Genomic DNA, 19,423 nt, shown 5'->3' with positions numbered 1-19,423 from the left:
GCCGTCGGGGCGGAGGAATGGTTGGTTCGTGAGCTGAAGTCATGCTCGGACCCCACGCTGGAAAACAACAAAAGGGGTGATCATACTGTTAGCACCGAACCGGCGTTGTCATCCCAGGTGATGTAGACCTTCTCTTCCCAGGTAATCGCGTCTGGATTACCTCGCACGGAATTGGTCTGGCTCACACGGACGCGTTTGCCGCTTTCCAGCTCCACCTGATAAACCGAGATGTCGCCCAGGTACGCGATTTCTTCGACCACGCCAGTGGTGACGTTGGCGCCGAAATGGCCTTCGGGCTTTTCACGGCTCAGCGACATTTTCTCTGGGCGGATGGCCCACCACAAAATCTGATCTGGTGCGCAGTCGACCCCGTGGCCGACGTAAATATCGCAGCCCAATTCCTTGGAACGAATACGCACGTGGTCTGGCTCGTCCTCGGTGACAGTGCCTTCGACCATATTGGCCGAGCCAATAAAACTCGCGACAAAACGGGAGTTTGGATATTCGTAGATGTCAGTTGGTTCGCCAATCATGGCGATTTCGCCTTGGTTCATCACCCCGATACGGGTGGCCAAGGTCATGGCTTCTTCCTGGTCGTGGGTCACGACGATGAAGGTAACGCCAAGCGATTCCTGAATTTTGACCAGCTCGAACTGGGTTTCCTCGCGCAGCTTCTTGTCGAGCGCGCCAAGAGGTTCGTCGAGGAGCAAGAGTTTTGGCCGCTTAGCAAGAGCACGCGCGAGGGCAACGCGCTGGCGCTGACCACCGGAAAGCTGGTGCGGCTTGCGCTTGCCATAGTCCTGCAACTTCACCAATGCGAGAAGTTCAGCGACACGCGCAGTGATCTCATCCTTGGGCAGGTGATCGCGCTTGAGACCATAGGCGATGTTCTGCTCGACCGTCATGTGCGGGAACAGAGCATAGCTCTGGAACATCATATTGATGGGACGGTTATAGGGCGGGACATTGGTCATGTCCTGGCCGTCGATCTCGATGGTGCCCGAGGTTGGCATTTCAAAGCCTGCGAGCATGCGCAAAAGCGTCGACTTGCCCGAGCCTGAACCGCCCAGTAGGCAGAAGAGTTCAGAGCGATAGATGTCGAGCGACACGTCATTGACAGCAGTGACGTCGCCAAACTTCTTGGTCACATTTTTAATGCGAACGAAGGGCTTATTATTACCAGTATCGCGCCATGGGCGCGTATCGACTGCAAGCTGCGGCTTCTTGGCCATTGACGCTCTGCAACTCTACTGACGGCCACCTGCCGTCATCTTCAGCGCTGCCGACTTCTCCGTTTAAGGCAAAAATCGGTACTCGAAAACAACGCCAGGGGAGGGTGTTCGAAGACTTTCGAAAACCGGGCTGGCAATGGTTGAAGGGGCGGTCGAAACCGCCCCTTCGCAAAACTTGTTACTGACCCGTTTTGATGCGGGTCCAAGTGCGGGTCAAGACCTCTTCGTACTCTGGAGAGTGCGCAGACATCACAAAAGCTTCGGCCAGCACTTCTGCAGGCGGATAAATGCCAGGATTGTTCTTCACTTCATCGTCTACAAACTCAAGAGCTGGCAGGTTTGGGTTGGCGTAGAACACATAATTGGTGATCTCAGCCACAACTTCTGGGCGCAGGATGTAGTCGATAAACTTGTGGGCATTTTCCTTGTGCGGGGCGTCCGCAGGAATCTCCATGAAATCGAACAGCGTTGCTGCACCTTCCTTGGGGATCAGATAGTTGACTTCGACGCCACGATTGGCTTCGGCTGCCGCGTCCGAGGCAATGAAGATGTCGCCCGAGTAGCCGAGGGCCAAGCAGATTTCGCCGTTGCCCAGATCGTCGATGTACTGCGACGAGTGGAAGTAACGGATGTGCGGCTTCACCGAGTTAAGCAGAGCTTCGGCCTTGGCGAGGTCTTCCTCAGATTCCGAATTGGCGTCGATGCCGAGGTAGTTCAGCGCAATACCCATGACTTCAGACGGGCTATCGAGAACAGCAACACCGCAAGAGGCCAGCTTTGATACCACGTCAGGCTTGAACAGCAGGTCCCAGCTGTCGATTGGCGCGTCGGCACCCAGAGCTTCCGCCAGCTTGGCGCTGTTGTAACCCAGACCGATCGTGTTGATCATGTAGGGAACCGCGTGGGCATTGTCTGGATCGTGGCGTGCGGCTTGTTCCATAACGACCGGATCAAGATTGCCCAGATTGGTCAGCTTGGACTTATCAAGCGGAGCGATCAGGCCGAATTTGATCTGACGTTCAACGAAATTGCCCGACGGCACGACGATGTCATAGCCCGAATTGCCAGCAAGGAGCTTGGCGTCGACGATTTCGTTGCTGTCATAAACGTCGTAGTTCACCTTGATGCCAGTTTCCTTTTCGAAATTGGCGATGGTGTCTTCGGCGATATAATCGGACCAGTTGTAGACGTTGAGCACTGGCTCTTCCTGCGCAAAGACAGGGCTAGCAGCCAAGAGAGCACCCAGGGCAATGGCGAGTGGCTTGTTCATGGGATCAGTCTCCTATTGGGACCTTGGTTGAGGTGATGGTCTGTCTGACGCGACAGCTGGTTTAGCGGCGTAACGCTTGGGTCGCGGAAAAGCCCCGCGACTTGCCCCGGCACCTCATCTTTGAGAGCTCGGAAAATGTGAAATTGGAAATGTGAATCGAGAAGTCGCCCGCTCGTCAGAGCGGTTGGTCAACGCTGCCATTGTCCCGGAGCCGGGCGTGTATCGAGGCGCAAATTGCGCGCCATCAACAATAGACGTGTTCAGCGAAGTAACCTTTCCCTCAGGATCATTGCGAAATTAGCAGAATTGGGCCCGCCGACAAGGCGGTGTAAGCGAAGTTTTTGCACCTCTTGACCCATTTGTTGCCCAAGCGCAAAAGCTAGTATGGCAGTGCTGGCCTTTTGCGGCACCCACAGGGTTGGGAATAGGGAATATCCATGGACGGGAAAGCCTATCTATCGGTCTCGGGCGAGGTGAAATCGGCGCTGGCGAAGGGTCTGCCAGTGGTTGCTCTCGAATCGACAATCATCACCCATGGCATGCCCTATCCGCAGAATCTGGCCATGGCGCGCGATGTCGAAGATGTCGTGCGTAAAGCAGGCGCTGTCCCAGCGACGATCGCTATTATGGACGGTCGCCTATGCGTTGGTGTTTCTGGCGATGACTTGGAACGCTTAGCGGTAGAAGGTCATAGGGCAGCCAAAGCCAGCCGTCGTGACGTTGCCGCACTTTTGGCGAGCGGCGAGATGGCGGGCACAACTGTTGCCACCACTATGCAGATTGCAGCGCTTGCCGGAATTGCCATTTTCGCGACTGGCGGCATCGGTGGGGTGCATCGCGGCGCCGAGGACAGTTTTGATATTTCGGCAGACCTAGAAGAGCTCGGCAACACGCCTGTGACGGTCATTTGTGCGGGCGCGAAATCCATTCTGGATATCGCCAAGACACTAGAGGTTTTGGAAACCAATGGTGTGCCCGTGCTTGGCTTTGGAACCGATGATTTTCCGGCGTTTTGGGCCCGGACCAGCGGGTTCAAGGTCGATCATCGATTTGATACTGCCGCAGCGGTTGCAAAAATGCTGTCCATTCAAGCCGATTTAGAAATGGGTGGGGTGCTGATTGCCAATCCTATTCCGGAAGCGGACGCATGGGAGCCAGAGGCAATCGAAGCCTTCATCACGCAGGCTTTGGCTGACGCGGAAACCCAGGGCATAGCTGGTAAGGCGACCACGCCCTTTCTGCTGAAGCGGATTTTCGAGCTGACCGAGGGACGGTCGTTGGCCTCAAATATTGCCCTCGTCAAAAACAATGCCCGGGTTGCAGCAGAAATTGCGGTCGAACTGGCGGCGATCGAAGCCAATAAGGCGAGCGTGCATCGCCCATGAGCTTGAAGGTCCTCGTCGTCGGCGACGTGATGACCGACATTATTGTCAAACCTGAGGGCCCCATAGTGTGGGGCTCTGATCGACGCGCGAAAATTCGCAATCGGCCCGGCGGTTCCGGAGCCAATCAGGCTGTGTGGCTTGGTGCCGCCGGCGTGCCCGTCAAGTTTGTTGCGCGGGTAGGGCAGGACGATTTGGCCACGCACGAGCGCTATTTTGCGCGCTTTGGTGTTGATGCCCACTTGGCTGGCGATGCTGAGTTTGATTCTGGCATCCTCGTGACGGTGCTGGATCAGAACGGCGAGCGTAGCTTTCTCACCGACCGCGGCGCCAATCTCAACCTATGCTCAGATGATATGCCCGAAACCGTTTTGGACGAGGTCGGGCTCGTCTTGATTTCGGGCTATAGTCTGTTTTCGCCAGGGCCGAGGCAAGCTGCGCGGCGTCTGCTCGATCAAGCCCGCGCGCGGCAGATTCCAATTGCTGTCGACCCGGCCTCGGTTGGATTTCTGGCCGAGATCGGCCCCAGCCAGTTTATGGCTTGGGTTGGCTCATGTGATTGGATATTTGCCAATGACAGCGAGGCAGAGGTTTTGACAGGCCACGCTGATTTCGAGCAGCAAATCGCGATACTCGCTAAAACCTTCCGAAATGTCGTTATTAAACGCGGTCGGTTCGGGGCGGTGCTGGGCGGGACAGAGGGGATTGTGCTGAGCCTTCCGGCGCCTGTCGTGCCGGTGGTTGATACAACCGGGGCAGGGGATGCTTTTGCGGCCGGATTTGTTGGCGCGCTTCTGGCCGGTGCGGATGCTGCTACGTGCCTCGGTGCCGGGATAGCTGGCGGTGCTAAAGCTGTGCAATTTGTTGGAGGCCAGCCTCAGTAAGGCTGGCCCACAGAATTAGTGGTCTTCGTGAGCGTCAGCGACGCCATAGCGCCAGTAGCCTGCAGCTTTGATGTATTCAGGGTTGAAACCGCGCTCTGAGGTTAAGTGGTCGCGCACCGCGTGGGCCATGGTCACTTCACCCGCGATATAGGCATAGGCTACGCCGTCTGGCAGTGCTGCAGCAGTCACAGCGTCCGCGAGAACTGTCGTCGTGCCTGCGGTCGCGCCATTGCGGTAGACATAGTGCAGTGCGAGGTCCGCCTTGGTTTCAAAGCTCTGCACTTCTGCAGGGTTGTCGACCTCGAGAATGGCAATAACCTTGGCGCCTTCAGGCATTTCTTCAATGCGGCGACCAATCGCGGGCAGTGCTGTTTCGTCGCCGACGAGCAAGTACCAGTCGAATGCGAAGGGCACGATCATCGAGCCGCGGGGCCCGCCGATAACCAATTTGCTGCCGGAGACAGCAGCGTTTGCCCAAGTGGAGGCAGGGCCGTCGCCGTGGAGGACGAAGTCGAGTTCGATCCAGCCTTCTTCCACATTCCAATAGCGTGGGGTGTAGTCACGCATTTCAGGCCGAGTGCCAGGCGCAAATTCAGCACCACGTGGGCCAACGGGCGGAAGCTCCGGTGCCACACCTTCGGCAAAAAGGAAGGTTTTGATGTGGTCGGCGTGTCCAAGTGAAGCGAAACCTGCCATATCGCCTTCAAGACGTATGCGGCGCATGAGGGGGGTGATGTCAGTCACGGTTTTGACCGTGAGCAGACGAAGCCTGGTCTCGTGGCGAACGCGCTGCGGAGCGCGTGGGTCAATGGCGTCCATCATGTTTACTTTATTTCTGAGTTAGCGTGTCAGCAATTATCCCGTGCGGCGTCTGGGCGCAAGCACGCAAGGGGCATAGGCAAAGTGCAGATGAAACTTTATCTGGCGATTGAAAAATGGAAAATTGTCCACGAATGCGCCAATTAAATCCCCTCCTTGCCCGCTGGGTTGCACGCCATGAGCCGAAAGCGGACTGGCGCATCCATCTCAAATCCACGATCGGAACAGCGCTCAGCGTCACGTTAATTGCCGGATTGGGCGTCGCCAGCGGATTGCCTTTGCTGCTCGCGCCATTGGCTCCAACCGCACTGCTGATATTTGGCCAGCCGCAAGCGCCGGGCGCGCAGCCGATTAACATTTTTGCGGGTTATTTCATTGGGGCTGTTTTTGCGGCGCTGAGCATGGTGATTGTCCCCGAGCCGTGGTGGCTCGTTGGGCTGGCGGTGGGGCTGACCATGTTGACCATGCTGGTCTTTCGGGTTTCCCATCCCCCGGCGGCGGCGGTTCCACTGATGGTGTATACTGGCCCTGTGCCAGCCTTAAACCTGTTTGGGGCGTTGCTCGCGTCCTGCATTGTTCTGGTAGTGGTTGGCATGGTCATGCACCGCCTGCCACCCCACCGGAAGCGCTATCCGTTGCCCCTATCGCAAAACGTCGAATGAAAATGAAAGAAGCTCCCCTGAGGGAGCTTCTGGGGATCGTCTTAAATGTAGCCCAGCATGCGGTCCTGCTCTTGGCGCAGTGAAAATAGTCGCGTCGAGGTGTCAGGTTGCGCGTTGGCGGTGGAGATCAGGCTGCCCTTGGCGATAGGGGCGGTCACTCGTCCGCCTTCCAAAAGACCAACAGGGATGGCCTTGGCCGCCTGCGCGTCAGTAACGGTCATTGCATAAGAGCGGTAGCAGGTCTCACCAATCGCATCCAGGCTCTCGCCGGGCAGGAGATCGCGCTTGGCAACGGCACAGACTTCAGCCACTGGTCGTGGCAGAGGCACCATGTCTGGTCTGCCGTACATCATAATCCGTGCGCAGGTGAGCGGCACTTCCAAGCTGGTCAGATGATATGGGCGGAAGAATGCATAGTACGGCCCGTGCCCGATATGCAGATCATCCATGCGCTCGATAATGCGCGGGTGGTCTGCTTTCACGATCACAAATACGCCGGGTGCAACACCCTTACCGATGGTGAAATCAACCACGCCCATCTTGTTGAGGATGCCCCCGTCTTCTTTGGGGATCAGAACCTTGGCCATGTCATCACGATGCGTTGCGGGGCCATGCATGCCCGGAACGTCAGGCACTAGGCCGGTGGCGTTGGCGATGGCGGTCATTTCCACGGCGGTTTTTGAACCGTCGACAAATTCCACCAACATGCGTGGGTTCATGTTCCGGCGCATGGCTTCTTCGCGATAATCGTCGGGGACGGCATCGTGCTTAAGAGGATTGTTCTTGCCCTTGCCGGCGGCAACAATGTCGAGGCCAAGTGCTGAAACGAACTCGATCAACTCCATGCATGAGCTTGGTTCATCGCCCGCGCCCACCGAATAAACAACGCCAAGGCGATCGGCCTGAGCCTTTAAGTAAGGTCCAATGGTGACGTCGGCTTCGACGTTCATCATCACCACATGCTTGCCGTGCTCCATGGCCATAAGGTCATAGTCGGCCGCAACGCCCGGTTTGCCCGTCGCATCAATAATCACGTCGATGTTGGGCGTCGTGACCAGCGTCTCAGCGTTGGTGATGGCAATCTTGCCTTGCTCAATTGCGGCCGTGGCCTGAGCTGGCGTTTCCGCTTCCTTGCCGCGACTATCATCGCCATAGGCGATTTTCATGGCGTCGAGCGCGGTGTGCGGACGACGCGTGGCAATGGCAGCCATCTCTACGCCTTGCATCAGGCTCATCTGGGTCACGAGGTCCGTACCCATTTCACCCGAGCCAATAACCCCCACCCGGATGGTTTTACCTTGCTCAGCGCGAGCCGCGAGATCACGGGCAATGCCGGTGAGCGCTATTTTGGGGGCCATATGACTATTCCAATCTACGTTCCCTATGCCGATAGCGCGCAGATGGGAGCGGAGCAAGGTTTTCGCTCGAAACCTTTTCGCTCAATTTGGCAGCCCGGGCGGGCCATAAGTGGCGTTCTATGCTGTGGATAGGGCTGACTGACTGACACGATTAGCAATTCCTCAACCTGTGCGGGCGATTATGGCAAGTGAAGACTTCGGGGGCTTGTCTCGCCTATGGCCATTTCAAATAGCATTTCGGTCGCCTTACCAGCCATTATCGACCTCGATGCGCTAGATACCATACGCGATCGCCTCATCGACGCGATTGGCCTGGGCGCTGTTGTTGTCGATGCATCTGCGGTGGAACGTGTTTCCACCAATGCACTGTTTCTCTTGGTGAGCGCAGCTGAGACTGCACAGGTCCAGCAGACTGGATTTGCCATTCAAAATGTAAGCGCAGCCATGAGTGTTGCGATTGAGAGGCTGGGATTGAATGCCCGGTTTTCGGGGATGATAGAACAATGACGCTGCGTGTACTCACCGTCGACGACTCGCGAACGATTTTGGCCATGTTGCATCACACGTTGAGCAATGCGGGCTTTGAGGTCTTGCAAGCCGAAGACGGCCAGCAGGGACTTGATGTTCTCAAAAATGAGAGCGTCGATGTTGTTATCACCGACATCAACATGCCCGTCATGGACGGCATTGAGTTTATCAAGAACGTGCGCGCCACCGGCCAGCACAATAGCCTCCCAATTCTCATTCTTACCACTGAGACGAGCCAGGATAAGCGCGATCAGGGTAAGGCGGCTGGCGGTACCGGCTGGATCGTTAAGCCTTTCGACCCGGAAAAACTGATCTCCGTTATCAACCGCGTTGTCCACTAACTCCCTATATGTCCGCCGAACACGCCGTTCAGCGGGCATTTGACTACCAAATGCCAGATGAGCCCAGAAGGGGCGAAGAGCGCGTATGAGTGATCTCGACGATTTCAAGGCAACCTATTTTGACGAATGTTCCGAGCTTCTCACCGAGCTTGAAGAACAGTTTGCTGCCATTGAAGAAGGCGAGCGTGGTTCCGATCGCCTCAATGCTGTCTTCCGGGCCATTCACTCGATCAAGGGCGGGGCAGGAGCTTTCGGCTTCTCTGCATTGGTGGGCTTCGCGCACGCCTATGAAACCCTGCTCGATTACGTTCGTGATGGTAGAGTAGAGCTCACCGACGAAGTCGCAGCCCTCTGTATCCGCGCCAATGATATTGTCGCGGATTATGTGAAGGCCGCGCAATTGGGGGAAGAACTTCCTCTCGATTACGGCTCAGAAGAAAAGTCCCGCTTTGACGCTTTGGCGCGCGGTGACACCTCTACGAGCGACGATGAAGACGATCTCAGCGGCGAGATTGTCGAAGAATTCGACCTTGAGTTTGTGCCAGTCATGGTCTCCATCGGAACAGACGACGCCAGCGACGATACGTTTGACGCCCCTCCGATGGAGGATGTCGACGGAAGTTGGTCTATACGTTTTACGCCGCATCGCGCCCTTTACGCGCGTGCCAATGATCCGCTGTTGCTCTTCCGCGAACTTGCTGCACTGGGCGAGATAAGCGTCACTGCGCATCTGGCTGAGATCTCGCAATTGGCGGATTTCGATCCTTTTGCTGTCTACTGCTCGTGGACGATCACACTGAGCGGGCGTGACGTCAGCGAAGTCTCCATTCGCGAAGTGTTCGAATTCGTCGACGGCGATTGTGAAATCATCATCTCGCGTGGCGGTGCTGCACCTGTGGCTCCGGTCCAAGCCATCGTTGCCGACGAAGAAGAAGACGCAGACTTTGCCAGCCTTTTGGCGCTGACCGAAGAAGAAATGGCCAGCAAGAAGGCTGTGGTTGTTCCATCCGCTGCGAAGGCTGAAGTTCCTGCTGCCGCTGAAGACGCGGGCCTAAGCTTCCTTGATCTTGCTGCTGAAATTAAGCCGGCAGCGCCTGTGGTTGCAGCGCGGCCTGTTGCTCCAACTGCGCCGAAGCCTCCTGCGGCTGCAGCGCCGACAGCGGCAAACGAACAAGAAGAAAGCCACCGACCTTCTGGTGTTCAGTCAATCCGCGTCGACCTTGATAAGGTTGATCGTGTTGTGAACATGGTGGGCGAACTGGTTATCACGCAATCCATGCTGACCCAGCAAATGGATGAGACCCTGCGCGCACGCTATACCGAGCTGGTCCGTGGTCTTGAAGTTCTGGCGCAGACCACTCGTGGTCTTCAGGACTCGGTCATGGCGATCCGTGCCCAACCCGTCAAATCGGTGTTTTCTCGTATGCCGCGGCTCGTACGCGAGCTGGCGCTCAAAACCGGCAAGAAGATCAAGCTCGAAACCATCGGTGAAAACACGGAAATCGATAAGACGGTTATTGAGCAGCTTTCAGACCCGCTGACCCACATGATCCGCAATTCTGCAGACCATGGTATCGAGTCGCCAGAAAAGCGCCTTGCCGTTGGTAAGAACGAATTTGGTACCGTTCGTCTCTCGGCAGAGCAGGCAGGTGGCAATATTCTGATCATCGTCGAAGATGATGGTGCTGGCATCAATCGTGAGCGCGTGCTGCAACTGGCTCGCGACAAGGGCATTGTTGCGCCGGACTTCACACCGACCGATGAGCAAATTGATCAATTGATCTTTGCCCCTGGTTTCTCGACAGCAGATGCTGTGAGCGACATCTCTGGTCGCGGTGTGGGCATGGACGTTGTGCTCTCCAACATCAAGAAGATTGGTGGTTCGGTTCACGTTCGTAGCCGCACCGGCAAGGGCACGCGTATGACCCTGCGTCTGCCGCTGACACTGGCGGTACTCGACGTGATGTTGGTGCGATTGGGCGGGAGCCCTTACGTGGTTCCACTCTCTTCGATTGTTGAAACGATCCAGTGCTCGCGCGCAAGTTTTGACCGTGTTCCTTCTGGTGGTCGCGTGCTGCAGGTGCGTGGCGAATATGTGCAGGTGGCCGATCTTTGCCAGCGCTTTGGACTTCCGTCTGAAGTGCAGCCGGACGATCAGTTTGTTGTCTTGTGCGAGACCGAAGGCAGTCAAAAGCTGGCGCTGGTTGTGGACGACATTATCGGTCAGCAGCAGGTTGTTATCAAATCGCTTGAAGAGAACTTCGAGCGCGTCGAAGGCATCGCCGGGGGCACTATTCTGGGTGACGGCAATGTCGCTTTGATTGTTGACGTGCAAGGTCTGCGCACGACGCAACTTCATCAGAATGCCGCGTAGTCAGCACGTTAAGAAATTGTCGTCACCTTCGGGTGTAGAATTCAACCTCTGTTAGGCGCCCAGAAGGGCAGCAAAGGGCCAGAACAATGGAATCATTGAGCCTTCGAGACGATATGGGCGACAACACCGCTGTTGCCGGTCAAAACACTCTACAGCTGATCGCATTTTCTATCGGCGATCAGACCTATGGTGTGGAGATTACCACGGTGCGCGAAATCCGCGCGTGGAACGGTGCAACCCCGCTGCCAAACACCCGTGAATTCGTACGTGGCGTGATCAACCTGCGTGGCACCATTGTTCCAATTTTTGATCTGCGCGCGCGCTTTGGCGATGGTCAGACCTCGCCGACCAAAAACCACGTCGTGGTGGTGATGAGTGTTGGCGATAAGTGGGTCGGAATTCTCGTTGACGCTGTGAGTGATATTCTCACCGTCAACCGTGCCGACATTCACAATGTGCCAGAAGGCAATGCGATCGATACCGAGCTGCTCAATGGGATCGTGACCCACGATAGCCGTATGGTTGGGCTCATCGATCTACACGCCGTGGTTAGCGGTGCGCGTCTAGACGCATAAATAGCGTCGAAATATAGTTTTGTGGAAAATTAGGCGCCCTGACCGGCGCCTTTTTTGTTGTCGATGTCAGAAGAGCGAAAGGCGCCGTTGGGCGCCGTCCCAAAAGCTTTAAAACAAATCGGCGTCGCCGCTCGAATGGTTTCTAGCGACTCCGGAAAGCTCTGGAACGCGCAGTTCATCCAGGGTGAGGCTTTCCCATATCTCAGCATAGACACTCTCTGGTGCGGTAGGCGGCAGCAGAGCAAACTGGCGAGCGGCAAGAGCGATATTGCGGCACCGCTGCTCGATCCGGTCCTGTCCTTGCAGCGCGGTGATGATCAGGTGAACGGCTTGTTTCACCTTAGGGTCATCTCCTAACGGCTTTTGTGCGAGTAGGGTCAACGCCTGCGAAATACCTTCGAGCATTTCGGACGTCTGGCGTCCGGTCTCGTCGAGTTCTCTAGCGAGTTTTTGCAGCGACATTGAAAGTCTTCCTGGCACCGATAGCACACCCTAACGTGAAATTCTGAATCTCACGTTTCACCGATGCACACTTGGGGAGGCTCGTAAGGGGTGGTTAGCGTTTGGCTAACATTAGTCCGCTATCATCATGACGGAATAGCCTCAAGAGTAATACCACTTTCATGGTCCTCCCCAGTTCCTTGCCGCCAGAATTTGATCGTGGCGTGGTAACCTCCGTGCATCAGGGAGATTGCCACGTCTCATCTGATCCGAATGTGACCTTTTCGACCGTGTTGGGATCGTGCATTTCCGCCTGTGTTCGGGATCGCGTGGCCAATATTGGCGGTATGAACCACTTTTTGCTCGCCGAGCAGTCAGGGTCATCGCGAGACCGGTTTGGTGCTTCTGCCCGCTATGGCGCCTTCGCCATGGAGCAGCTTATCAACAAGGTTTTGTCAGCAGGCACGGGGTACAAGCCTAACCTCGAGATCAAGGTCTTCGGCGGTGGCAAAATTGCGACGACATTGGACGATGTTGGCGCCAAGAACATCGAGTTCATCCGCTCGTTCCTCCATGACGAAGGTTATATAACGACGAGTGAAGATCTGGGCGGGTCCTATGCCCGCCGCGTGTTGTTCAAGCCCCATTCTGGGAGAGCTTTTGTAAAGCGTCTAGACGCCGATGTCGGTGCGAACGTTGCAAGAGAAGAACTGGCGATTGCGCGTCGTCGGGTGGTTGTTCCTGCGCCAGCGGTGGATATCGAACTTTTTTAACCGCTGTTACCCAGAAATTACGGCCCACCATGGGGCTATAGGATTGGTTAACCATTTTTGACGTATGGTTAACGCTATGACGGTCAAGAGTGTGCAGCCCCCCGCTTCATTATCACCCGGTTGCTTCCAGCGACTGGCCGTCTCTACATCTGCAATGTGGTTGGTCGGTGGGGCGCTTAGCGCAGGTCTTTATGTTGCAATGGGACCCGGTTCTCTCTGGCTAAGCACGGTTGGTGGAACTGCCGCTTTTTGTGTCGCCGGGTCAGTGTTTCTGGCCAATAGATTAGCGCAAACCAGCCGACGAGATCTCGCAAAACTAGGACAAACCGTTGGTCTGAGCGAACGTGCTGATGAGCTCGACACTATCGCCGCGATGAGCGCGCGACTAGCGCAGCGCGTTGAGGTTGCGCACAGCTATCAGCAAGCACTCGTGCATTTGGACAGTGCGATTTCGATCGTTGATACTTTCGGCAAGGTGACCGCTCTTAGTCGCGGACTACGGGAGCTGGTGCCCGCGGCTAAGGTTGGAGACAGTATCGAGACCGTATTGGGGCCCGGCGCATCGGCACGGGACTTCCTCATGCTCGGCGGTATCCGTATGAATACCAATCGTTATTCCTTGCCAGGTGGCGGCTACGCCCTCGAAATAAAACCGACCGGGCAGTTGGTCCAGCATGATGATTTGGACGCGCTAGCCGGCGCTTTGGCGAGTGGGCAGACCGGCTTCCGGTTTGATGTCACGTCTATCAAACACGCTCCCGGGCTGTCGGCAATTAATGAGGCGTTGGGCATGATGGGCGAAGGCTTAGCTCAGCTCCAAAGCACCATCGCTGGTAAGAGCGAAAAGCTCCGCAATCCAAATCTGCCATTTGCCGAGCAGAGCCAACAGGTTCTAGATCTACTTTCCGCCTTTGACGACTTCCATGATGATCAGATCAACACGCGCGAAGCGCTCGAGACCAAGCTGTCGACCGTCAAGCAACTGCTTGGCCAGTTTGAAGAACGCGCGAGAGAGTTTGAGGCTAAGGCCGATCTGGGACGCCAAGCTTTGGCTGAAGGGGTAACAAAGCTCAAGGCAATGGAAGCGCGGGTTCAAGACGCCGCACGCAAGGCAGGAGATGCGCGCTCCCTTGCCAGCCAAGCCGACAAATCTGCACAGCGGACACATGAATTTGTCGCCGAGCTGGACCGTCTAACTGCTGAGATTGATCGCATGACGGCAGGGATTGAGGATGTTTCTTTCCGTACCAATCTTCTCGCACTCAACGCGGCCGTAGAAGCGGCGAGAGCCGGTGAAAAAGGCGCGGGTTTTGCAGTTGTGGCAGACGAGGTCCGTCAGCTTAGTAAGCTTACCAATCGTTCAGCCAAAGACATACGTGTTGTCGCGGATCAGGGCCGGACGCAGGCACGTGCGGGCCTTGCGGAGGCTGATGCGCTGCAAAATATCACCAAGGCACTGCAAGATAATTTACGCAATCTAAGCAATGAGTCGGCGACTATGCACACAGAGGGTAGCGTCACAGACATGCCCACCCGGGCAGAATTGGCCCGGACGACCGCTAATGGCCGCCTTGGGATCACCCCGATGCGGGCCGCCGGATAGAAGTCCGGCTGGAGAGGGTAAAAATGGAGCAGGGAGAATATTCCCTGAGTGAACGCGAGTTCGCGCGGATCAAGGCGCGGGTTTACACCGTCGCTGGCATTTCTCTAAGTGATGCGAAGCGGACGCTGGTTATTTCCCGCCTGTCCAAGATCCTGCGTGCTCATGGTTTGCCCAGTTTTGACGCCTATGTCGATTTCCTTGAAAAAGGCGGTTCGGCCGAGGATAGTCAGGAGTTCGTCAATGCGTTGACGACCAATTTGACGCGCTTTTATCGCGAAGACCATCACTTTGATCATCTGCGCCAATTTGTGGGCAATTTGATCAATGAGCGTCCACGCGGCCAGCGTCTGCGCATATGGTCGGCGGGTTGCTCCACAGGTCAAGAGCCTTACACGATCGGCCTCGACCTCTTGGTGGCGTTTCCTGAGTTGAAGCGTTGGGATTTCAAAATTCTGGCAACAGACATCGACACGTCTGTGATTCAGAAGGCGTCGATGGGCGTCTACCCAGAGAGTGAACTGGCCGGGTTGAGCGCCGAACGCTCACGTCATTTCGAAAAATCCAACGGCATGATCCGCGTTCCGCAAGCGGTCCGCGAACTCATTTCCTTCAAGCAGTTGAACCTCATTGGCCAGTGGCCGATGAAGGGTCCGTTTGATGCGATTTTTTGCCGAAACGTCGCGATTTACTTTGACAAGCCGACGCAAGGCGAGGTGTTCTCGCGCTTAGGTAAAATGCTGGCGCCAGAAGGATTTCTCTACATCGGACACTCAGAAAATCTGGGAACGAGTGGTGAGGCTTTCCGGCTGGTTGGTAAGACGATTTACCAGTCCCGCGAGAAACTGAATAGAAGAGCTGCATAAATGAGCATCAAGGTTTTGGTCGTCGACGACTCGGCGCTCATCCGCGAAGTGCTCGGCCGGATGCTAACCCGCGAGGGTGATATCGAAGTCGTTGGCACAGCAGTGGATCCTCTGGAAGCGCGCGATAAGATCAAGCAACTCAATCCCGACGTGGTCACGCTTGATATTGAAATGCCAAACATGAACGGGTTGGCATTTCTCGAAAAACTCATGCGCTTGCGCCCCACGCCTGTGGTCATGGTGTCAACCTTGACCAAAAAAGGGGCGAGTGAAACGCTTCTCGCGCTTGAACTCGGCGCGGTGGATTTCGTCGCCAAGCCGAGCGCTGAGTTCTCGGGTGGGCTCGAGGCCTTCGGCGCCGGTCTGCGCGAGAAAATCCGCGCAGCTGCCAAATCCGACGTTCGTGGGCGAACTGCTGCCCGTGGCGAACCGGTGCGCAAAGAAGCCCTACGCACCGCTGCGGCCCCCAAGGGGGCGCTGATCGCTATCGGCGCGTCGACGGGTGGGGTTGAGGCGATCCGGACGGTTTTGTCCGATCTGCCAATTGATTGCCCACCGGTCGTCATTGCCCAACACATGCCGCCCGGTTTTACCGGACGTTTCGCCGCCCGACTGGATGAGCTTTGCGCGTTAAAAGTTCTGGAGGCTGAAGACCGGATGGTTCTTGAGCCGGGCCACGCTTACGTTGCTAAAGGGGACTATCACCTGCGTGTCGAGCGGACATCTGGGCAGTTGAAATGCCGCCTTGGGCAGGAAGCACAGACGAGTGGGCACCGTCCAAGTGTGGACGTGCTGTTTGAATCTGTAGCGAAGAGCGTCGGTCATATGGCGGTTGGGGCAATTCTGACCGGCATGGGACGCGATGGGGCTCGCGGCCTGAAAATGATGCGTGACGCGGGTGCCTATACTGTTGGGCAAAACCAGGCGTCGTCGCTGGTCTACGGCATGCCACGTGTTGCCTTTGAAGAGGGCGCTGTGGTTGAGCAGGCTAGTATTAACCTGATCGCGACAAAGCTCGCCAACGCTCTGGCAAAGCTCAAATCAGCAGCGTAGCTTCGGTCAAGATTGAGATAATTGTAACCCTTGTTCTCTAAGGTCCAAGGAAACTCTGGGGCTCCACCCCAAGGCGTGTAGAAGGTTTAAAGTCCATGCCCAAGGCAAGCGCTGTCAGTGTTCTGATCGTCGATGACCAGCAGTCCATGCGCGGCATCTGTAAGTACATTCTTACTCAGCTTGGCTTCAAAGACATTATTGAAGCCAAGTCAGGTCGCGACGCTCTGACCAAGCTCGAAAAGGCCAATGTCGATCTGATCATTTCCGACTGGAACATGGAAGATATCGACGGGTTGACCTTGTTGAAGGTCATTCGCAAGCATCCGCGTACGGCGGCTATGCCGTTCATTATGGCAACCGGCCGTTCTGACAAGGAACAGGTCAAGGAAGCCATTTCGTTTGGTGTAAACAATTACATCATCAAGCCATTCGATGCTTCGACGATGAAAAAGCGCATCGAAGCCGTAATTGGCGCGCTGACCTAAACGCGGTTTTAAATCAAAGATTTGTACACACCCGGCTTTTCCAAGGTCGGGTGTTTTTCTTTGGCTGTCATGAGCTTGCTGCGACAAAACTTCACACTTTCGTCGCGATTGTAAGAAGTGCTTAAGGTGAGACTTATATCGTTACCACGCTCATGGGGATGATGAGCAAAATATACTGCGGGGTCTGAGATAAGCGCTGGAGGTTTGCGCTTATCGATTGGGCTCGGGCAGGTATGGGGGGCGTTATGGGATTGTTTCCGCAACTTAAAGTTGCGCAGAAGCTGCCGCTTGCTGTCGTTGGTTCAGCATTGGTAGTTAGCGCTGGCGTTGGTTTTGCGAGCTATTTTATTGGTTTGAACACCGTGCAGTCGCAGCGGGACCTGTCCATGCAGGCCTCTCTCAGCACGGCCGCGACGCAAGTCAGCGACTATTTCGCTGCGGCTGAAGTAGATTTGCGCCTGTTCGTGCAGCGATCCGATACGGTCACAGCCACCAAAAACCTAACCCGGGCGCTCGATGAGCTGCGGATGGGCTTGGCAGAGAAAGCCTCTGCCCAACTCAAGGTCGCCTACATCACCGAAAATCCGACGCCCGAAAATCGCGCGGCGACCGATAGTACCCCCAAAGGGGCAACTTACGACGCGCCCCATAAGCGGTATCATCCCGGCTTTCGAACACTGCAGCAAGAGCGCGGCTACTCAGACGTTTTGTTGATCAGCGCGTCGGGCGACGTCGTCTATTCGGTCGCCAAGAACGATGATTTTGCCAACAATGTGCTGACAGATCGCGCTTCTCAGGAGTCTGGCCTGGGGAAGGCCTTTGCCAGCGCACGAGAGCTTAAGGATGGTCAAGCCAGCTTTGTAGATTTTTCGCTCTATTCACCCACCGGTACGCCGCAGAGTTTTATGGCGATGCCTGTGTTTGAGCGTGACCAGAACGTCGGTGTCATGGTCTTGTCGATCGCTCCCGATGCGATGAGCGCACGCGTTGGTGCCCTTTCCGGGTTGGGGGAAAGCGGGGAGGTTGTGGTTGTTGGCAAGGACGGACTTTTGCGCAGCGAAAGTGTCCACACAGAAGAGCTTGATGTGCTCAACACTGCGCTCGACACCCCTCTGATCGCCGCTGCCTTTGCGGGCAGTAGCGCCGAAGGCATTTCTAGTAGTTACCGCAATGCGGCCATGGTCGTGCGGGCGCAAGCCATATCCGTCAACGGCGTGGATTGGGCTGTTGTAGCTGTGCAGCCCGAGAAGGAAGCCTACGCAGCGGTCGACGAGATGCGCAACTCGACGCTGTTAATCGGCGGTGCCTTGTTGGGCATTGCGGCGGTGCTCGGCTTGGTGTTCGCCCGCAGCATCAGCCAACCCATCAGTAAACTCACGAGGACGATGGACGCGCTCGCGGGCGGACACCTCGATTCTGAGGTCGAAGGAGCGGATCGCGGCGATGAAATTGGCGCAATGGCGCGTTCCGTCGAAGTTTTCCGTGCCAACGCTATGCGTGTCAGCGAAATGACTGAGGCAGAGGCCGCACGTATTATTTCAAGCCAGGCAGAACGTGCACAAATGATGCAGCAGCTGCAACGGGCGTTTGGACGAGTAGTGTCGGCAGCAACTTCAGGTGACTTTGGGCAGCGTGTCGGAGCAGAATTTCCTGATGACGAGCTCAATGCACTCGCACATGCTGTCAACGAACTGGTCGAAACCGTCGATCGCGGCATAGCTGAAACCGGGAAAGTGCTTTCGGCACTGGCGCAGACCGATCTGACCCTTCGGATGGAGGGCGACTACGAAGGAGCGTTTGCGCGCCTACAGAATGACACCAATGCGGTCGCCGATAAGCTGACTGACATAGTTGGGCAGTTGCGTTCGACATCTGGCACGCTGAAAACGGCAACAGGAGAGATACTCTCTGGCGCGAATGATCTTTCCGAGCGCACCACGCGCCAGGCAGCAACTATCGAAGAAACGTCGGCTACAATGGATCAGCTGGCGTCCACGGTGTTGATGAATGCCAATCGCGCGAGCGAAGCGAGTGATGTAGCGAGCTCAGTTACTCAAACTGCTGAACAAGGCGGTCAGGTAATGGGCAAGGCGACTGAGGCCATGGAGCGCATTACCCAGTCTTCGTCCAAGATTTCAAATATCATCGGGTTGATCGACGATATTGCGTTTCAAACCAATCTGCTTGCACTCAATGCCTCGGTCGAGGCGGCCCGGGCGGGCGAGGCTGGCAAGGGTTTTGCCGTCGTTGCCGTCGAGGTGCGTCGTTTGGCTCAGTCTGCGGCTCAGGCGTCTTCCGACGTCAAACAATTGGTCGAACAGAGTGCGCAAGAGGTGAAGGGCGGCTCGCGCCTGGTTGCCGACGCAGCGCATCATCTCGAGAATATTCTCACCGCCGCTCGATCATCCAGCGCGTTGATGAATGGCATTGCGGTGCAAAGCCGCGAACAGGCCTCGTCCATTGAGGAGGTCAATTCTGCTGTCCGCACGATGGACGAGATGACCCAGAGTAACGCTGCGCTGGTTGAGCAAATGAATGCTTCGATCGAGAGAACGGAAAACCAAGCCAGCGAACTGGATCGTATTGTTGATATATTTGCGATCAGCAATCGTCAGCGCCAGGAGCCCACTGCAAGCCTCGCGACAATGGCGGGCGCACGCGGATTGCAAGCCAATCTGTCTCGCAAGGCTCGGAGCTATCTGCGGCCTAGCAATGCTGCTTTCGAAGAGGAGTGGCGGGAGTTTTGATTGCGATGCGGGGGCCGGATCGCAATAACAAAA

At 56.1% G+C, this 19,423-nt stretch carries 18 protein-coding genes; 13 read left to right on the top strand and 5 right to left on the bottom strand.

What is annotated here, in order from left to right:
• Positions 1 to 80 precede the first annotated feature (80 nt).
• Positions 81 to 1,232, bottom strand: coding sequence for an ABC transporter ATP-binding protein (gene potA, locus JHL21_RS13085; protein WP_169195591.1), 1,152 nt, complete (start codon positions 1,230 to 1,232; stop codon positions 81 to 83).
• 178 nt (positions 1,233 to 1,410) lie between these two features.
• The gene (locus JHL21_RS13080; RefSeq protein WP_182394464.1) at positions 1,411 to 2,502 is read right to left on the bottom strand and encodes a polyamine ABC transporter substrate-binding protein; all 1,092 of its coding nucleotides are present in this window, start codon (positions 2,500 to 2,502) and stop codon (positions 1,411 to 1,413) included.
• 437 nt (positions 2,503 to 2,939) lie between these two features.
• On the opposite strand from JHL21_RS13080, the gene JHL21_RS13075 reads away from it, so the two are divergent.
• Together JHL21_RS13075 and JHL21_RS13070 are read left to right on the top strand one after the other, a co-directional pair.
• Positions 2,940 to 3,887, top strand: a complete 948-nt coding sequence (locus tag JHL21_RS13075; RefSeq protein WP_200213902.1) for a pseudouridine-5'-phosphate glycosidase — start codon at positions 2,940 to 2,942, stop codon at positions 3,885 to 3,887.
• A complete protein-coding gene (locus tag JHL21_RS13070; protein WP_200213901.1) occupies positions 3,884 to 4,768 on the top strand; it encodes a carbohydrate kinase family protein in 885 nt (294 codons plus the stop codon). The genes JHL21_RS13075 and JHL21_RS13070 overlap by 4 nt, the downstream gene beginning before the upstream one ends.
• A gap of 15 nt (positions 4,769 to 4,783) precedes the next feature.
• Here JHL21_RS13070 and JHL21_RS13065 read toward each other — a convergent pair whose 3' ends face one another.
• Positions 4,784 to 5,590: a siderophore-interacting protein gene (locus JHL21_RS13065; protein WP_254082052.1), complete on the bottom strand. Its 807-nt coding sequence runs from the start codon at positions 5,588 to 5,590 to the stop codon at positions 4,784 to 4,786.
• Positions 5,591 to 5,721: 131 nt separating this feature from the next.
• On the opposite strand from JHL21_RS13065, the gene JHL21_RS13060 reads away from it, so the two are divergent.
• Positions 5,722 to 6,249 (top strand): HPP family protein, encoded by a 528-nt coding sequence (locus JHL21_RS13060; protein ID WP_200213900.1) that lies wholly within the window; start codon positions 5,722 to 5,724, stop codon positions 6,247 to 6,249.
• A gap of 41 nt (positions 6,250 to 6,290) precedes the next feature.
• Here JHL21_RS13060 and JHL21_RS13055 read toward each other — a convergent pair whose 3' ends face one another.
• The gene (locus JHL21_RS13055) at positions 6,291 to 7,607 is read right to left on the bottom strand and encodes an NAD(P)H-dependent oxidoreductase (protein ID WP_200213899.1); all 1,317 of its coding nucleotides are present in this window, start codon (positions 7,605 to 7,607) and stop codon (positions 6,291 to 6,293) included.
• 216 nt (positions 7,608 to 7,823) lie between these two features.
• Between JHL21_RS13055 and JHL21_RS13050 the strand changes: the two genes are divergently transcribed.
• The 4 genes from JHL21_RS13050 (at position 7,824) to JHL21_RS13035 (ending at position 11,425) form a co-directional block, all read left to right on the top strand.
• Positions 7,824 to 8,114, top strand: a complete 291-nt coding sequence (locus tag JHL21_RS13050; RefSeq protein WP_199532129.1) for an STAS domain-containing protein — start codon at positions 7,824 to 7,826, stop codon at positions 8,112 to 8,114.
• The gene (locus tag JHL21_RS13045) at positions 8,111 to 8,476 is read left to right on the top strand and encodes a response regulator (RefSeq protein ID WP_169195583.1); all 366 of its coding nucleotides are present in this window, start codon (positions 8,111 to 8,113) and stop codon (positions 8,474 to 8,476) included. Before JHL21_RS13050 ends, JHL21_RS13045 begins: the two co-directional genes overlap by 4 nt.
• 85 nt (positions 8,477 to 8,561) lie before the next feature.
• Positions 8,562 to 10,850, top strand: coding sequence for a chemotaxis protein CheA (locus JHL21_RS13040; RefSeq protein ID WP_200213898.1), 2,289 nt, complete (start codon positions 8,562 to 8,564; stop codon positions 10,848 to 10,850).
• A gap of 86 nt (positions 10,851 to 10,936) precedes the next feature.
• On the top strand, positions 10,937 to 11,425 hold the full coding sequence (locus tag JHL21_RS13035; protein ID WP_169195580.1) for a chemotaxis protein CheW: 489 nt from the start codon (positions 10,937 to 10,939) through the stop codon (positions 11,423 to 11,425).
• 108 nt (positions 11,426 to 11,533) lie between these two features.
• Here the strand turns inward: JHL21_RS13035 and JHL21_RS13030 are convergent, their stop codons facing one another.
• Positions 11,534 to 11,887, bottom strand: coding sequence for a hypothetical protein (locus tag JHL21_RS13030; protein WP_200213897.1), 354 nt, complete (start codon positions 11,885 to 11,887; stop codon positions 11,534 to 11,536).
• A gap of 161 nt (positions 11,888 to 12,048) precedes the next feature.
• On the opposite strand from JHL21_RS13030, the gene JHL21_RS13025 reads away from it, so the two are divergent.
• From JHL21_RS13025 to JHL21_RS17790, 6 genes are all read left to right on the top strand, one after another.
• Positions 12,049 to 12,639, top strand: a complete 591-nt coding sequence (locus JHL21_RS13025; RefSeq protein ID WP_169195577.1) for a chemotaxis protein CheD — start codon at positions 12,049 to 12,051, stop codon at positions 12,637 to 12,639.
• A gap of 199 nt (positions 12,640 to 12,838) precedes the next feature.
• Positions 12,839 to 14,242, top strand: a complete 1,404-nt coding sequence (locus tag JHL21_RS13020) for a methyl-accepting chemotaxis protein (RefSeq protein WP_254082051.1) — start codon at positions 12,839 to 12,841, stop codon at positions 14,240 to 14,242.
• 23 nt (positions 14,243 to 14,265) lie between these two features.
• A complete protein-coding gene (locus JHL21_RS13015; RefSeq protein ID WP_169195575.1) occupies positions 14,266 to 15,105 on the top strand; it encodes a protein-glutamate O-methyltransferase CheR in 840 nt (279 codons plus the stop codon).
• Positions 15,106 to 16,158: a chemotaxis response regulator protein-glutamate methylesterase gene (locus JHL21_RS13010; RefSeq protein WP_169195574.1), complete on the top strand. Its 1,053-nt coding sequence runs from the start codon at positions 15,106 to 15,108 to the stop codon at positions 16,156 to 16,158.
• A gap of 95 nt (positions 16,159 to 16,253) precedes the next feature.
• Positions 16,254 to 16,643, top strand: coding sequence for a response regulator (locus tag JHL21_RS13005; RefSeq protein ID WP_169195573.1), 390 nt, complete (start codon positions 16,254 to 16,256; stop codon positions 16,641 to 16,643).
• A gap of 245 nt (positions 16,644 to 16,888) precedes the next feature.
• Positions 16,889 to 19,390 (top strand): methyl-accepting chemotaxis protein, encoded by a 2,502-nt coding sequence (locus tag JHL21_RS17790; protein ID WP_254082050.1) that lies wholly within the window; start codon positions 16,889 to 16,891, stop codon positions 19,388 to 19,390.
• Positions 19,391 to 19,423: the final 33 nt, after the last annotated feature.

Origin of the sequence: Devosia sp. WQ 349K1 (genome assembly GCF_016595685.1) — a bacterium.
Taxonomy (GTDB): Bacteria; Pseudomonadota; Alphaproteobacteria; order Rhizobiales; family Devosiaceae; genus Devosia.
Note: the sequence above shows the minus strand (reverse complement) of the source record. Positions and strands in the feature narration are given on the sequence as shown.

Coding starts and splice junctions, on each gene's coding strand:
- JHL21_RS13075 (WP_200213902.1), top strand. CDS start 2,940: ATGGACGGGAAAGCCTATCTATCGGTCTCGGGCGAGGTGAAATCGGCG.
- JHL21_RS13035 (WP_169195580.1), top strand. CDS start 10,937: ATGGAATCATTGAGCCTTCGAGACGATATGGGCGACAACACCGCTGTT.
- JHL21_RS13050 (WP_199532129.1), top strand. CDS start 7,824: ATGGCCATTTCAAATAGCATTTCGGTCGCCTTACCAGCCATTATCGAC.
- JHL21_RS13020 (WP_254082051.1), top strand. CDS start 12,839: ATGGGACCCGGTTCTCTCTGGCTAAGCACGGTTGGTGGAACTGCCGCT.
- JHL21_RS13080 (WP_182394464.1), bottom strand. CDS start 2,502: ATGAACAAGCCACTCGCCATTGCCCTGGGTGCTCTCTTGGCTGCTAGC.
- JHL21_RS13070 (WP_200213901.1), top strand. CDS start 3,884: ATGAGCTTGAAGGTCCTCGTCGTCGGCGACGTGATGACCGACATTATT.
- JHL21_RS17790 (WP_254082050.1), top strand. CDS start 16,889: ATGGGATTGTTTCCGCAACTTAAAGTTGCGCAGAAGCTGCCGCTTGCT.
- JHL21_RS13060 (WP_200213900.1), top strand. CDS start 5,722: ATGCGCCAATTAAATCCCCTCCTTGCCCGCTGGGTTGCACGCCATGAG.
- JHL21_RS13030 (WP_200213897.1), bottom strand. CDS start 11,887: ATGTCGCTGCAAAAACTCGCTAGAGAACTCGACGAGACCGGACGCCAG.
- JHL21_RS13055 (WP_200213899.1), bottom strand. CDS start 7,607: ATGGCCCCCAAAATAGCGCTCACCGGCATTGCCCGTGATCTCGCGGCT.
- JHL21_RS13040 (WP_200213898.1), top strand. CDS start 8,562: ATGAGTGATCTCGACGATTTCAAGGCAACCTATTTTGACGAATGTTCC.
- JHL21_RS13010 (WP_169195574.1), top strand. CDS start 15,106: ATGAGCATCAAGGTTTTGGTCGTCGACGACTCGGCGCTCATCCGCGAA.
- JHL21_RS13065 (WP_254082052.1), bottom strand. CDS start 5,590: ATGATGGACGCCATTGACCCACGCGCTCCGCAGCGCGTTCGCCACGAG.
- JHL21_RS13045 (WP_169195583.1), top strand. CDS start 8,111: ATGACGCTGCGTGTACTCACCGTCGACGACTCGCGAACGATTTTGGCC.
- potA (WP_169195591.1), bottom strand. CDS start 1,232: ATGGCCAAGAAGCCGCAGCTTGCAGTCGATACGCGCCCATGGCGCGAT.
- JHL21_RS13015 (WP_169195575.1), top strand. CDS start 14,266: ATGGAGCAGGGAGAATATTCCCTGAGTGAACGCGAGTTCGCGCGGATC.
- JHL21_RS13025 (WP_169195577.1), top strand. CDS start 12,049: ATGGTCCTCCCCAGTTCCTTGCCGCCAGAATTTGATCGTGGCGTGGTA.
- JHL21_RS13005 (WP_169195573.1), top strand. CDS start 16,254: ATGCCCAAGGCAAGCGCTGTCAGTGTTCTGATCGTCGATGACCAGCAG.